Origin of the sequence: Microbacterium stercoris (genome assembly GCF_017592545.1) — a bacterium.
Taxonomy (GTDB): Bacteria; Actinomycetota; Actinomycetes; order Actinomycetales; family Microbacteriaceae; genus Microbacterium; species Microbacterium stercoris.
In genome coordinates, this window is the sequence record NZ_JAGFOA010000001.1 from 425,660 (window position 1) to 439,308 (window position 13,649).

16 protein-coding genes are annotated in these 13,649 nt (G+C 70.1%); 10 read left to right on the top strand and 6 right to left on the bottom strand.

Features of this window, described 5'->3' with window-relative positions; genetic code table 11:
* Window positions 1–7 precede the first annotated feature (7 nt).
* From J5V96_RS01920 to J5V96_RS01940, 5 genes are all read left to right on the top strand, one after another.
* Window positions 8–706 carry a hypothetical protein gene (locus J5V96_RS01920; protein ID WP_208499961.1) on the top strand — a complete coding sequence of 233 codons (699 nt, stop codon included), beginning with the start codon at window positions 8–10 and terminating at the stop codon, window positions 704–706.
* A gap of 21 nt (window positions 707–727) precedes the next feature.
* On the top strand, window positions 728–1,303 hold the full coding sequence (locus J5V96_RS01925; RefSeq protein ID WP_307793221.1) for a GNAT family N-acetyltransferase: 576 nt from the start codon (window positions 728–730) through the stop codon (window positions 1,301–1,303).
* Window positions 1,304–1,370: 67 nt separating this feature from the next.
* The gene (locus J5V96_RS01930; RefSeq protein ID WP_307793223.1) at window positions 1,371–2,240 is read left to right on the top strand and encodes an endo alpha-1,4 polygalactosaminidase; all 870 of its coding nucleotides are present in this window, start codon (window positions 1,371–1,373) and stop codon (window positions 2,238–2,240) included.
* 52 nt (window positions 2,241–2,292) lie between these two features.
* A complete protein-coding gene (locus tag J5V96_RS01935) occupies window positions 2,293–2,862 on the top strand; it encodes a dihydrofolate reductase family protein (RefSeq protein WP_208499962.1) in 570 nt (189 codons plus the stop codon).
* Window positions 2,863–2,935: 73 nt separating this feature from the next.
* Window positions 2,936–3,097, top strand: coding sequence for a hypothetical protein (locus J5V96_RS01940; protein WP_208499963.1), 162 nt, complete (start codon window positions 2,936–2,938; stop codon window positions 3,095–3,097).
* Between the two features lie 3 nt (window positions 3,098–3,100).
* Here J5V96_RS01940 and J5V96_RS01945 read toward each other — a convergent pair whose 3' ends face one another.
* Window positions 3,101–3,676 carry a 1-acyl-sn-glycerol-3-phosphate acyltransferase gene (locus J5V96_RS01945; RefSeq protein WP_208499964.1) on the bottom strand — a complete coding sequence of 192 codons (576 nt, stop codon included), beginning with the start codon at window positions 3,674–3,676 and terminating at the stop codon, window positions 3,101–3,103.
* A 166-nt stretch (window positions 3,677–3,842) separates the two neighbouring features.
* Between J5V96_RS01945 and J5V96_RS01950 the strand changes: the two genes are divergently transcribed.
* From J5V96_RS01950 to J5V96_RS01960, 3 genes are all read left to right on the top strand, one after another.
* Window positions 3,843–4,709, top strand: coding sequence for an AraC family transcriptional regulator (locus tag J5V96_RS01950; RefSeq protein ID WP_307793225.1), 867 nt, complete (start codon window positions 3,843–3,845; stop codon window positions 4,707–4,709).
* Window positions 4,710–4,873: 164 nt separating this feature from the next.
* The gene (locus J5V96_RS01955; RefSeq protein ID WP_208499966.1) at window positions 4,874–5,182 is read left to right on the top strand and encodes a putative quinol monooxygenase; all 309 of its coding nucleotides are present in this window, start codon (window positions 4,874–4,876) and stop codon (window positions 5,180–5,182) included.
* 195 nt (window positions 5,183–5,377) lie between these two features.
* Window positions 5,378–6,346, top strand: coding sequence for a G5 domain-containing protein (locus J5V96_RS01960; RefSeq protein WP_208499967.1), 969 nt, complete (start codon window positions 5,378–5,380; stop codon window positions 6,344–6,346).
* 27 nt (window positions 6,347–6,373) lie between these two features.
* Here J5V96_RS01960 and J5V96_RS01965 read toward each other — a convergent pair whose 3' ends face one another.
* The 3 genes from J5V96_RS01965 to J5V96_RS01975 all read right to left on the bottom strand — a co-directional run bounded on the left by J5V96_RS01965 (window position 6,374) and on the right by J5V96_RS01975 (window position 9,024).
* The gene (locus J5V96_RS01965; RefSeq protein WP_208499968.1) at window positions 6,374–6,655 is read right to left on the bottom strand and encodes a DUF1905 domain-containing protein; all 282 of its coding nucleotides are present in this window, start codon (window positions 6,653–6,655) and stop codon (window positions 6,374–6,376) included.
* Window positions 6,656–6,707: 52 nt separating this feature from the next.
* A complete protein-coding gene (locus J5V96_RS01970; RefSeq protein WP_208499969.1) occupies window positions 6,708–8,594 on the bottom strand; it encodes a penicillin-binding transpeptidase domain-containing protein in 1,887 nt (628 codons plus the stop codon).
* A gap of 79 nt (window positions 8,595–8,673) precedes the next feature.
* Complete coding sequence (locus J5V96_RS01975) at window positions 8,674–9,024, bottom strand: nuclear transport factor 2 family protein (protein ID WP_208499970.1); 351 nt, start codon at window positions 9,022–9,024, stop codon at window positions 8,674–8,676.
* Between the two features lie 144 nt (window positions 9,025–9,168).
* Here J5V96_RS01975 and J5V96_RS01980 point away from each other — a divergent pair, with 144 nt between their 5' ends.
* Complete coding sequence (locus tag J5V96_RS01980) at window positions 9,169–10,167, top strand: magnesium and cobalt transport protein CorA (RefSeq protein ID WP_208499971.1); 999 nt, start codon at window positions 9,169–9,171, stop codon at window positions 10,165–10,167.
* Window positions 10,168–10,324: 157 nt separating this feature from the next.
* On the top strand, window positions 10,325–10,927 hold the full coding sequence (locus J5V96_RS01985; protein WP_208499972.1) for a flavodoxin family protein: 603 nt from the start codon (window positions 10,325–10,327) through the stop codon (window positions 10,925–10,927).
* Between the two features lie 77 nt (window positions 10,928–11,004).
* Here the strand turns inward: J5V96_RS01985 and J5V96_RS01990 are convergent, their stop codons facing one another.
* Both J5V96_RS01990 and J5V96_RS01995 read right to left on the bottom strand, forming a co-directional pair.
* Entirely contained in the window at window positions 11,005–11,988 is a 984-nt protein-coding gene (locus J5V96_RS01990; protein WP_208499973.1) for a bile acid:sodium symporter family protein, read from the bottom strand.
* Between the two features lie 136 nt (window positions 11,989–12,124).
* On the bottom strand, window positions 12,125–13,630 hold the full coding sequence (locus J5V96_RS01995) for an MDR family MFS transporter (protein ID WP_208499974.1): 1,506 nt from the start codon (window positions 13,628–13,630) through the stop codon (window positions 12,125–12,127).
* Between the last annotated feature and the right edge of the window lie 19 nt (window positions 13,631–13,649).

Genomic DNA, 13,649 nt, shown 5'->3' on the forward strand with positions numbered 1-13,649 from the left:
TGGCCGGATGCTCGCGGGACTGGCAGATGTGACCGGCGCCGCGCTGCGCGGCTTCTTCTCGCTGCTCCGGCGCGTGCGTCATCCGCGTCCGATCCATCCGCACGGGCTGGTGCTGACGGGGCGTGCGACGTGGATCCGCGGTGCGGCGCCGTCGGGCATCGACTGGATCGATGACGAGCGTGAAGAGCCGGTTGAGGTGACCGCGCGGCTGTCGCGCGGCATCGGGCTGCCGGCCGGGCTCGCGGACGTGCTCGGCCTTGCCGTGCGGTTCCACACCGTCGAGGGCGGGCACGCTGATGTGCTGCTCGCCACGACCGGCATCGGCTTCCCATCCCGATTCCTGCTCGCCCCGCGGCGCACACCGACGCGCGCGATCTTCGGGAGCCTCTTGCCGTACCGCTCGCCGCAGGGTCCGGTCATGATCTGCGCGCGGGGTGTGCCGTCGCGCACGCTGCCTGCCGACCTTCGGAGTCTGCGACGGTCGCTCGAGCAGCAGCCGTGGCGAGTCCGGATCTATCACGCCGCCCCCACCGGCAAATGGCATCCGTTCGCCGAGCTCGTGCTCCGGCCCGCGGCCGAGCAGGACTCCGCCGCGCTGCGTTTCGACCCGGTGGGACATCCTCTCCCGGGGAGCACCACCTACCCCTGGGTGCGCCGCGTGCGAGACCCCAGCTACCGCGCCGCGCAGGGCGGAACCTCGCGCTAGGACGAACAGGCAAGAGGGAAGGTGACGACTACCGTCGTGAGGGTGGAGATCGTGATCGAGCCCGTGCGGCACGAGGCCCTGATCCGATCGGACGACGTCGCCTCGCTTGCGCGCCTGTTCGACGCGGAGTACCTCGCCGACTTCGGCCCGTGGCACCCGGCGCAGCCCTACGGCTACGCGCCGCACGACGTGCACGTGATCGCGCGGGCCGGCGCGGTGGTTCTCGGCCACGCCGGATGGGGGCGCCGCCGGATCTCTGTGGGCGGCGGCGAGGTCGTCATCGCGGGCGTCGGGGGAGTGCTCGTCGCCGGATCCGCGCGGGGGCAGCGGCTCGGCGAGAAGTTGATGGCCGCACTGGCACGGTCGATGGCGGGCGACGGGGGCATCGAATTCGGATACCTGGGGTGCCGAGAAGAGGTCGTGCCGTTCTACGAGGCGTGCGGGTGGACGCGCGTCACCGCGGCCGAGCGCTCGATCTCGCGCGACGGCATGCCCATTGAGGATCCGCCGGGACAGCCGCTGCTGATCCTGCCGGTCGTGTCCCCTCTCGACGCGTGGCCGGTGGGAGTCATCGACCTGCGCGGGCGGGCCTGGTAGCCGCCGCCGCGCAACGGTTCCGTCGGGATAGCGTGAGCGGGATGGATACAGCAGCGCGGCCCGCATCGTGACAGCTCGCAGCAAGTCGGGCGTCGTCATCGTGTCGCTCACGGCTCTCACGGCTCTCACGGCCCTCACGGCGCTCGCGTCGCTCACGGCGTGTGCGGGCGGATCGCCCGCCTCGGCGCCGCAACTGCCCCCGACGAGCGGCGTGTTCGACTACCAGCTCGGCGGGGTCTCCGACCGCGTCGACGGCGGCGACGCCCTCGTCGAGATCGACGTCGTCGTGAGGGATGCGACGGCCGAGCCCCTCGAAGGCGCGTACAGCGTCTGCTACGTGAACGGCTTCCAGACCCAGCCCGGCGACGAGCGCTGGCTCGATCGCCCCGAGCTGCTGCTGCGTGATGCGGGAACGGAACCCGTGACGGATCCGGCATGGCCCGATGAATACATCCTCGATCCGTCGACCGCGGATCAGCGCGCGGGGATCCTCGAGCTCATCGGTCCCGTGATCGACGGCTGCGCCACCGACGGATTCGATGCTGTCGAGATCGACAACCTCGACACCTGGACCCGGTTCGACGGCATCGACGAGGACGGTGCTCACGCGCTCGCCGCCGCCTATGTCGAGCGCGCGCATCGCGCAGGCTTGGCCATCGCACAGAAGAACGCCGCCGAGATCGCCCCGGTCGCGCGCGACGAGCTCGGATTCGACTTCGCGGTCACTGAGGAATGCGGGGCGTGGAAGGAGTGCGCGGCGTACACCGAGGTGTACGGCGACCACGTGCTGCAGATCGAGTATCCGGATTCGCTCGCCGACAGCTCCCTCACGTTCGCCGAGGTCTGTGACCAGCCGGATCGCGCGCCCCTCGCGATCCTGCGGGATCGGGACCTCGTCGCCGCGGGCGGCGCCGAGCACCTCTACGACGCCTGCTGACCGTCCGGCTCGCCCCATTGCGGTCGGCGGTCGTGCCGACCAGCATGGCGCCATGGGCACCCTGAGCTACACGGCGACCGTCTCGATCGACGGATTCGCAGCCGACGCCGACGGCGACTTCCAGTGGTCCGCACCGGGCGAGGACGTCTTCCGGTTCCACATCGAGCGCATGAACGACGTCAGCGCCGAGATCCTCGGACGTCGCACCTATCAGCTCATGCGGTACTGGGAGGCCGAGCCGGATCCCTCCGAGGAGGTCTGGGGCGACGAGGAGCGCGAGTTCGCACGTCGCTGGTGCGAACTGGACCTCGTTGTCGCGTCGTCGACGCTCGATGAGGCGGACCTCGGAGCGGATGCGCGGCTGATCCGGGATCTGGGGCTTGAGGAGATCCAGCGGATCGCGGCGGGGGCGACCGGCGAGGTGGAGATCTTCGGACCGACGACGGCGGCGCCGGCGATCCGCGAGGGGCTTGTGCGCGACTTCCGGTTCTTCGTGGTGCCGAAGATCGTGGGCGGCGGCCTGCGGGCGATCCCGGAGGACGCGCGGCTCGACCTCGAGCTCGTCGAGCAGCGGGTCTTCGACAACGGCGCGGTGCTGCTGCACTACCGGCAGCGCACCTGACGTCAGCCGGCGCGGGGGCTTGGCCGCACGACGGCGTGGCGCGTAGCCTGAGCCCCGCGAGAGGAGGCACCCCATGTCCACGCACGCCCACAACACCGCGCCCGACCACGAGCCCGCGCCCAGTGAGCCGACCGTCCCCGAGCTGGAGGAGGACGAGACGATCGCTCCGCGCCCCGAGGAGGCGATCGCGGACGTCCTCCGTGCCGATCCGGATCTGACCGATCATCGCGGCTGAGGGTCAGCCCTTCGCGTCCTCTTCCCGCAGGCGGGGTTCGACGCGGAGCGCCGGGGTGTAGCCGGCCTTGTCGGCGTAGAACGCGCGGATCACGTCCATGTCGGCGCGCACGTCGCCCGTCAGCGCGAGGGTCGGGCCGAGGCCGGAGGTCATCGTCGTGCGGTCGACGAAGCCGAGCGTCACGGGCATGCCGGTCTCGCGGGCGATCCGGTAGAAGCCCGACTTCCAGTGGGTGTGCGCCGAACGCGTGCCATCGGGGGTGATGACGAGGCTGAAGATCTCTCCCGACCGGACGCGATCGATGATCTCCCGCACGAGCGCGCCCGGATTCGCGCGATCGACGGGGATGCCGCCGAGCGCCCGCATGATCGGGCCGCGCCATCCGCGGAACAGGCTCTTCTTGCCCATCCAGTGCAGATCGATCCGCAGCGTCCAGGCGAGCGCGAGCATGAGGACGAAGTCCCAGTTCGACGTGTGCGGGGCCCCGAGCAGGATCGTGGGGCGTGTGGGAGCGGGCTCGGAGACGATTTTCCACCCGCTGAAGCGCCAGAACGCGCGGGCGAGGAGGCGACGGATCATGTCGTCCACGGTAAGCGAGCGTGCGCTTGCGTCCGCTGTCGGTAGGAGGAATCGTCAAAGCCGGGCGTGGCCTCTTGCGCTGGATCGACGGGTCCGATCGGATCCGTCTCCGAAAGTCGGGTGCGCGGACGGGGGATTCGCGAGAGTCGAGGGGAAGGGAGCTGTCGTGATCGAGATCCTCAACCGCCTCGTCGCGGAGGTCGAAGCGCACATCGGCGACGAGCTGGATGTCGACGCGCTGGCGGGCGCCATGGGCACCACGGGCTATCACGCGCGGCGGATGTTCTCGTCGCTCGCCGGCATGCCGGTGTCCGAGTACGTGAGGCGCCGGCGGATGACCGTGGCCGCCGCGGACGTGATCGGCGACGAGGAGCTGCTGACGATCGCCGTGCGGTACGGGTACGGATCGACCGAGGCCTTCGGCCGCGCGTTCCGCGCCGTGCACGGTGTCAGCCACGGCGACGTCCGGCGCGACGGCGGCCCCCTTCGCAGCCAACCACAGCTCAGGTTCCGCCTGACCGTCGAAGGGAGCACCCCCATGGATGCCCGCATCACCGAACGACCCGCCTTCCGCCTGATCGGCCACGCCGCGCGCGTGCCGCTGATCCACGAGGGCATCAACCCGCACATTCAGGCGCACATCGCCTCGCTGCCCGCCGAGGAGCACGCTCGCCTCAAGCAGCTCTCCGACACGGATCCCGCAGGCCTGCTGCAGGTGACCGCGGATCAGGATCCGGACGCCGCCGTGGGCACGGAGCTCACGTACCTGCACGGGGTGGCGGTATCGACCGCGACCGCGGTGCCCGATGACCTCGACGCCATCGAGGTGCCCGCCGGGGCGTGGGCCGTCTTCCGCACCTCGGGGGAGCACCCCGCCGCCCTGCAGGCGGCGTGGGCGGCGACGGCGACCGACTGGTTCCCGTCGAACCCATGGCGTCTTCGCCCCGGGCCTTCCATCGTGGCGATCCTCGATCGGGCGCCCGACTTCTCGACCGCGACCTGTGAGCTCTGGATGCCCGTCGAACGCAGCTGAACGCCGACGCTCGCGCTGAACGCCGTCGCCGAGGAGAAATCCACAACGGAGGCCATCCTGCGGTGGATCGGTCCGCTGCCGTGGATTTCTCCTCGGCAGCGGACGCGGACGCGGGCTTCCGGCTGCGACCGCCAATGTCGGAGGGCGTCGCTAACGTCGGCGGCATGAGCTACGGACTCTTCCTGACCCACCGGGCCCTTCCCGGCAAGCGCGACGAGCTGATCGCCGCGTGGAAGCGGCACATGCCCGCCGCCATCGATGCGAATGACGGCCACGAGGCGTACGTGTACACGACCGTCGCCGGCGATCCGGAGGCCCTGATGGTCTTCCAGCAGTACGCGTCACGCGAGGAGGCGGCAGCATTCCTCACCACCGAGCCGTACCTCGCCTACCTCGCCGAGTCGGAGCACCTGCTCGCCGGACCGCCCACCATGGTCACGGCGACGCCCGTCTGGTCGAAGAACGTCGGCTGACCCCGCAGGCTCAGCCTGACGGAGACCGGATCTCCGACGGCGAGCCGCTCGGCCCGCGGTGATTCGGGTCGGATCCGTGCAGCTTCCGGTATTCGATCTCCGCCTCTCAGTCTGTGAGATGCTCCCGCCGTGAGCGCGGGTGCGCGTCTGTTTGAATCCGAATCGACTCCCTCGATTCGGCAGACAGGCGCCACCATGACTTCGCACCCTCCGGGCTGGTATTCGGATCCGGACACGCCCGGCCAGGTGCGCTGGTGGGACGGCATGGCCTGGACCACCAGCGTCGGCCCTGACGGCGCGCCCCCAGCGCATCCGCTGGGCTCGGTACGGGAGAGCCCCGCCAAGCGCCGGATCCGCTGGTGGGGGTGGGCGCTCATCGCCGTGGGTGTCGTCTTCGCAATCGCGGCGCCCCCGATCGCGCTGCCGCTGGCGATCGTCGCGCTCATCACCGGCATCGTCGGCTGGGCCCGCGGCGGACGCACGTGGCTTCGCCTGCGGTCGCGCAAGTCTGCGATGGCGCTCACGGCGATCGCTGCGGCGGCTCTGCTGCTCGCGGGAGGCTCGAGTGCCGTCGCGGGTGCGGCACGCGCACCGCAGGCCGAGGCTAGCGCCTTCAGCGCGCAGAACACGTCGCAGAACGAGCAGCGCACCGCGGAACCCCGCCCCTCGGCGACGCCCACTCCGAAGCCGAGCCCGACGCCGACGGCGACGCCGGAGGTCCGCGAGGAGGTCGTCACGGAGGCCGTCGTGTTCGCCGAAGTCACGGTCGACGACCCCAACCTCGCCTCGGGGCAGACGCGCATCACCACCGAGGGCGTTCCCGGCGAGCGCACCATCACGTATCGGGTCACCACCCTCGACGGGCAGGAGATCGACCGAGTGATCGTCTCGGACGCGATCACCCGTGCCCCGGTCGATCGCGTGACCGCGAACGGCACCTACGTCGCACCGCCGCCGGCCGCTCCCGCGCCGGTGGCAGGGTCGGCAGGGGGCGGTTGCGACGCGAACTACGCGGAGGCGTGTGTCCCGGTGTCCAGCGATGTGGACTGCGCCGGAGGCAGCGGCAACGGCCCGGCCTACTTCGACGGCGTGGCCCGCATCGTGGGCAGCGACATCTACGACCTGGACCGCGATAACGACGGCTACGCCTGCGAGCCGAACTGAGGCGCCAGCCCCGCGGGCTCAGCCGGACTAACCCCGCAGGCTCAGCCTGACCGAAACCGGGTCTCCGACATCAAGGCGCTCGGCGCGCTGCACGGCGACCTTGATCGGGAGCAGGAAGCGGCCGTCCTTCGGCCACATCGCCGTCTCGAACGTGGTGGCCCCGATCGTCGCCGTGACGGGCACCTGGCCCCAGTACATGAGGCCTCGCGCGGCGTCCTTGACCTCGTCGGACAGCTCCGGCGTCAGGGGAGCGAAGACGAACGGCGCCGGCCCCCGCCAGTGGATCAGCTCGGCATCGAACTCCCACATCGCAACGTCACCGTTCGTCAGCGGCCGTCGGAGGACGGAGCATCGTGTCGCCTCACCACTTCTCGAAGAACGCCTGCAGCAGGGGACCGGCCGTCTGGGCGCCCGAGACGCCCGTCTCGACGAACACCGCGACGGCGAGATCGCCGTGGGTGCCGATCATCCAGCTGTGCTTCGCGTACGCGCCGTCGGCGTTCGCATCGCCGTACTCGGCCGTTCCGGTCTTCGCGCCCACCGGCGCGCCCGGAATCGAGGCGAGGAAGGTCGCGGATCCGTCCGTGACGACCGCGCGCATCAGCTCTTGCAGGGAAGCGGCCTCGGCATCGGTGAGGGGCGCCTTCGGGTCGGGTTCGGCGACCTTGCCGTCGATCAGGTGCGGCACCACCGTGCGCCCCGCGGCGATGGACGCCGCGACGGTCGCCATGCCCAGCGGGCTCGCCGTGACGCGCCCCTGGCCGATGAGGTCGGCCGCGCGCTCTGTCTCTCCCTCGGGCTTCGGCACCCCGCCGAGCACCAGCGGGAAGCCGAGATCCGGTGCTTTCGTCAGTCCCAGCGTCGCGGCGGCGGAGGTGATGTCGGCGGGATCGATCCGGTCGCGCGCGCCGATCATCGCCGTGTTGCACGAGTTGGCGAGAGCCGTGCGGAAGCTCACGGCGCCGATGCCCGAGGCGGGATAGTCGTCGAAGTTGTGGAACGTATAGCCGTCGACGTCGAGCGTCGTCGGGCACGCGAGCACGTCGTCGAGCGACAGGCCCGAGCGCAGCAGCGCGAGCGAGGTGACGAGCTTGAACGTGGATCCTGGCGCGTACTCACCGGCCGTCGCGGCATTCATCCCGCCGTTGCCCGGCCCGTTCGCCGCCGCCAGCACCTCGCCCGTCGACGGGCGGATCGCCACGAGCGCACTCGCCGGAGCGTTCTCACCCGACAGTGAGGAGAGGATCTGCTCCGCCTCGGTCTGCATCGCGAGATCGAGGGTGATCGCGACCGGCTTGCCGGCCTCTCCCTTCCACGCGGCCAGCTCGCGACGTGTCTCGCCCTCGACGGCGTGGATGCGGGTGGTCGGCGTCCCGCGCAGCTGATCGTCGTAGGTCTTCAGCAGGCCGGAGAGGCCGACGCGATCGCCCGGCCGGATCGCCCCCTCCGACTTCTCGACGATCTCGGCCGTGGCATCGCCGACCACACCGAGGATCTCGCGTGCGAAGGTGCGCGTCGGTGCGAGCGTGACCTCGTCCGCGACGCGCAGCGCCCCGGGGATCGACGCGAACTCCGGCTTCACGTACTGGGCCTCCTGGCCCTCGCGCACCACCAGACCCTCGACGAAGGCCTGCGCGCCTGCCGCCTCGGCCTGCGCGCGGAAAGCAGCCGGGTCGAGGCCGAGCGCATTCGCGATAGCCTCCGCCGACGTGCCGACCTGGTCCGGCGGCGTATTGGCCTTGTCGAGGCCATAGCGACCGACGGGGCGAGAGGTGACGATGGCGGTGCCGGCCGTGTCGACCACGTCCGCGCGCGGGCCGAACTCGCGAGCGATCTCGATGCGCTCGTTCGGACCGAGCTCGGGGATGAGCGTGTCGGTCGCCCAGTCGACCGCCCACTCGCTTTCCTCGTCTTCGAGGAGCGCCGCGGTGGTCGAGTACTCCCAGGTGTGGCCCTCGATGTCCCACGACCAGTGCAGCTCGACGGTGGCCTTGCCGCCCTCGCGCTCGACGTCATCGGCCGTGACCTTCACGGGGTAGTCGGCGAGCGGTGCGATCTGCTCGTCGAAGACCTCCGTCGCCTTCGGATTCGTCAGCTCGACATCGGAGAGCGTGTGATCCGACAAAGACGCGGCCAGGGAGTCCGCGAGCTTCGCGGTGAGCTCTTCGCCCGGATCCGTGCACCCCGCGAGGGGCAGAAGCAGGGCGAGCACGGCGACACCGGCGCCGAGCCGAGGGGTGATGCGCATGGGGCGAAGACCTTCCGGAAGGGTGCCCCGCCATCCTGGCACGGGTCTCCGACACGGCGACGGACCCCGCCCGGTCGCGTCACCCCCGCTTGCGCGGGAGCATCCACCACTCGACGAACTTCTGTGCGCGGCCGTCCGGCGCGAACCAGACCTCCCACATGTTCGTGTAGTGCTTCTCGCCGTAGTCGACGTGGCCCTTCATGATGGCCAGACGGTCGTCCTCGATCAGCACCTCGAAGTCGAACTGCGGGTCGTCGCCGCGGTCGGAGTCCCACATCTCGACGATCGCCTCGATGCCCCGCGTGGGCTCGGCGTCGTTCGGGCGGAACCAGTACTCCGCGTCGTCGGTGAAGAGCGCCCGCACCTCGGCTTCGTCATACGACCGCCACGCACGAAGGTACCCGTCCAGCCATTCCTGAGCTCTCGTCATGCCCTCCGGTCTATCCGCGCGCGTGCGGGAACGCAACGGCCTGAGCCGGATCCCGTCAGCCCACCGGACCGGCCCGCCCGCGGACCTCCGGGGCCCGGCGCGCGCCGATCCGGATCTCTCACCGGCGACCGCGACAATAGGCGCGTGCCCATCATCGACAACGCCGTGTACGTCGACGGCCACCGGATCGACAACCCCGCGAGCCTCGAGCAGACCTTCGAGTACATGACGTCCCAGGGCGGCATGGCCTGGATCGGTCTCTTCCGGCCGACGAAGGAGGAGATCGCCGAGGTGGCCGACGAGTTCTCGCTGCATGAGCTGGCGGTCGAGGACGCGCTGAACGGCCACCAGCGTGCGAAGCTCGAGCGCTACGGCGACATCTTGTTCACGGTGCTGCGGCCGGCGCGTTACATCGATCGCAAGGAGATGGTGGAGTTCGGGGAGCTCCACGTCTTCGTGGGCCCGGATTTCGTGGTCACGATCCGCCACGCGGAGCGTCCGGATCTCGCGCGGGTGCGTCACCGTATGGAGGGGCGCCCCGACATGCTCGCGCTGGGGCCGCAGGCTGTGCTGTACGCGGTGCTCGACGAGGTGGTGGACGAATACGAGCCCGTCGTCGCCGGGCTCCAGAACGACATCGACGAGATCGAGGATCAGCTCTTCAACGACGACACCGCGGAGCTGTCGCAGCGCATCTACCTGCTCTCGCGCGAGGTGATCGGCTTCCAGCGCGCTGCCGATCCGCTCGTGATGATGCTCGAGGCGCTGCTGCGCGGCGCCGACAAGTACGGCGTTCACATCGAGCTGCAGCGCGCCCTCCGAGACGTGCTGGACCACACGATCCGGATCTCGGAGCGCCTGTCGTCGTTCCGCGCGATCCTGGAGAACGCGCTGACGGTGAACTCGACGCTCGTCACGCGTCGCCAGACCGAGACCGCGCTGGCACAGAACGAGCAGGTGAAGAAGATCTCCGGGTGGGCGGCCATCCTCTTCGGACCGAGCATCGTGGCCGGCATCTACGGCATGAACTTCACCGAGATGCCCGAACTGCACTGGGCATGGGGCTATCCGATGGCGATCGCGCTGATGGTCGTCACCGCCGTGGGGCTCTACGCCGTCTTCAAATGGCGCAAGTGGATGTAGGCGCCGCCCACCCGGCGCACGAGGTCAGTCGTGCTGCTGAGCCCGCTCGCGATCGGTGGGCTCCGCTGTCGCACTGTCAACCCCGCGCCCTCGAACGGCAGCAGGCGTTGAGTGGACTCCACAGGCGCCGTCGCGCGGCGGCGAGAGAAGGAGCACCATGCACGCACTCGCGTTCAACTGCACGCTGAGCCCATCGCCAGAGCCGTCGAGCACCGAGCTGCTGAACAGTCAGGTGCTGCAAGCGCTCGCAGCTCACGACGTGACGGGGGAGCAGATCCGGGTCGTCGATCACGACGTGCGCCCGGGGGTGCTCGACGACATGGGAGACGGCGACCAGTGGCCGGAGCTTCGGCAGAAGGTGCTCGACGCGGACATCCTCGTGTTCGGCACCCCGACGTGGATGGGGCACATGTCGAGCGTCGCTCAGCGCGTGCTCGAGCGGCTCGACAATGAGATCTCGCTGACGGACGACGAGGGGCGTCCGATCTTGGCGGGGAAGGTGGCCGTCACCGTGGTGGTGGGGAACGAGGACGGCGCCCACGCCATCACCGCCGATCTCGACCAGGCACTCACCGACGTGGGCTTCACCATCCCGTCGCAGGGCGGGGTCTATTGGAACGGTGAGGCCATGCAGTCCACCGACTACAAGGATCTGCCGCAGACACCGGAGAAGGTGGCCAGCACGACAGCGACGCTGGCCAGGCATGCCGCGCATCTGGCCCGCCTGCTCGCGGAATCGCCGTATCCGCCGCCCGCCTGAGCACTCGTCCGGAGACGCTGAATGGGGGGGGGCGCCCGCGGGGGGGCCCCCCCGCGGGGGCGGCCCCCTTCCTGTTCTCACTCGTCGGTGACGGGACGGCGGCCCATCCACAGGGCGAACAGCGCTCCAGACAGGTTGTGCCAGACCGAGAACACCGCGGCAGGCAGTGCAGCGAGAGGCGAGAAGTGCGCGGCGGCGAGCGAGGCGGCCAGGCCGGAGTTCTGCATGCCGACCTCGACGGCGATCGCCCGGCGCTCACGCTGCGTCATGCGCAGGCCCCAGGCGGCCAGGTATCCCAGCAGCAGGCCGAAGCCGTTGTGAAGGAACACGGCGACGAACACCAGGAGGCCGGCCTCGACGATCTTGTCGGCGCTGCCACCCACCACCGCGGCAACGATCAGCGCGATCGCGATCGTGGACAGCCAGGGCAGGATCGGCTGGGCTCGCTCGACCCAGCGGCGCAGCAGGAGGCGAACGACCAGGCCCGCGATCACGGGCAGCAGCACCGTCTGCAGGATCGAGACGAACATCGAGGCGAAGGGCACCTCGAGGAACTGTCCGGCCAGCCACAGCGTGAGCAGCGGGGTGAGGATCGGCGCGAGCAGCGTCGAGCAGGTCGTCACGGTCACCGAGAGGGCGGTGTCGCCCCGCGACAGATAGGTGACCACATTCGACGCCGTGCCGCCGGGAGCGCAGCCGACCAGGATCACGCCTGCCGCGAGCTCGGCGGGCAGCTGCAGCATGAGGACGATGACCCACGCGGTGAGCGGCATGATCAGGTACTGCAGCACGACGCCGATCGCGACCATCCACGGCCGCTTCAGGATGCGACTGAAGTCGGGGAGGGTGAGCGTGAGGCCCATGCCGAACATCACGACGCCGAGAAGCCACGGCACGGCGGCGCCGAGCGGTGCGACGGCGCCGGGGAAGGCGAAGCCGATCACTCCGGCGACGATGACGAGGATGGGGAAGACCGTCACCGCGAGGCGCGCGGCGCGGTCGGCGGCAGGGGCGGACGGGCTGGTGGGGGACGGCGCGTCGGCGCGCTGGGTGGTGCTCATCCATCCTGCCTATCACGCGGGACGGCGCTTGCCTTGGTCGGATGGGCAGGTCGGCCCGCAATCACGAAGGGCGCGGAGGCGGCCGCAACGACGAAGGGCGCCGACCTCGCGGTCGGCGCCCTTCTGAGTGTCGGCGTCAGTGCCCGCCGTGGAAGCCCTCGGACGAGTCCTCGGGCTTGCGCACGAAGACGGCCGCGACGACGGCGAGCGCGGCGACAATCGCCGAGAACAGGAACGCCGCGCGAGCACCTGCGGCACCCGCGGCGAGCTCGGCGATGCCCGCCGCCTCGCGGGAGGCGGAGACCGAGGCCATCGTGGTGATGAGCACCGCGACGCCTGCCGCACCCGCCACCTGCTGCAGCGTGTTCAGCACCGCCGAGCCGTGCGAGTACAGCTTCGGTGCAAGGGAGCCCAACGACGCCGAGAACAGCGGCGTGAACGACATGGCCATACCGACCGACATGGTGATCTGTGCGACGACGAGCGCCCACACCGGGGTCGACTCCGTGAGCGTCGCGTAGAAGCCCATCACCAGCGCGACGAGCGCGGTGCCCGGGATCAGCAGGATCGCGACACCCTTGGCGTCGTAGATGCGGCCGATGACCGGGCCCAGCAGACCCATGGCCACGGCGCCCGGCAGGACAACGAGGCCTGCGGTGACCGAGTCGAGGCGCAGCACATCCTGCATGTAGAGGGGCAGCGCGGTGAAGGTGCCGAACATCGCCAGCGACAGGATGCCCATGACGACGATCGAGAGGGTGAAGTTGCGTGCCCGGAAGACGCGCAGGTCGAGCAGCGCATCGTCCTTCTTCTGCAGGGCGATCTGCCGCCAGACGAACAGTCCGAGCAGCACGACCGCGGCGGCGATCATGGCGCCGGCCGCACCCTCGGGCATGGCGGGCGACTTCGATCCGTGCGATCCGCCGATCTGGCTGAGTCCGTAGACGAGACCGCCGAAGGCGAATGCCGACAGGATCACCGAGAGCACGTCGAGCGGCGCCTTGTTCGTCTCGCCGAGGTTGGTCATGAGCTTCGCGCCGATGATGAGGGCGATCACGGCGATCGGCAGCACAACACCGAAGATCCAGCGCCAGTTCGCGACCTGCAGCAGCACGCCGGCGAGGGTGGGCCCGATCGCCGGGGCGAGCGAGATGACGATGCCGACGCGGCCCATGATGCGGCCTCGTGCGTGCGCGGGCACAACCGACATGACGGTGGTCATCAGCAACGGCATGGTGATCGCGGTGCCCGCGGCCTGCACGATGCGTCCGATGAGGAGCACCTCGAAGCCCGGGGCCACCATGGCGATGGCGGTGCCCGCCGTGAACAGCGACATCGCGAGCAGGAACGCCTGTCGCGTGGTCAGACGCTGCAGCAGGAAGCCGGTGGTGGGGATGACGACGGCCATCGTCAGCATGAAGGCGCTCGTCAGCCACTGGCCGAGCTCAGGCGGCACGCCCAGGTCGACGTTGAGGTGCGGGATGGCGATGCTCATCGTCGTCTCGTTGAGGATCGCGACGAAGCCGGCGATCAGCAGCAGCCAGACGACGCGCATGCCCGCGGGGTCGATCTGGGGCAGGGCGCGGGCGATGTCGGGGGTCGGCACGGAGCCCGTGCGGGGGTTGGTGTCGGTGGCGGTCATCGTTCTCCTCGTGGCGGGA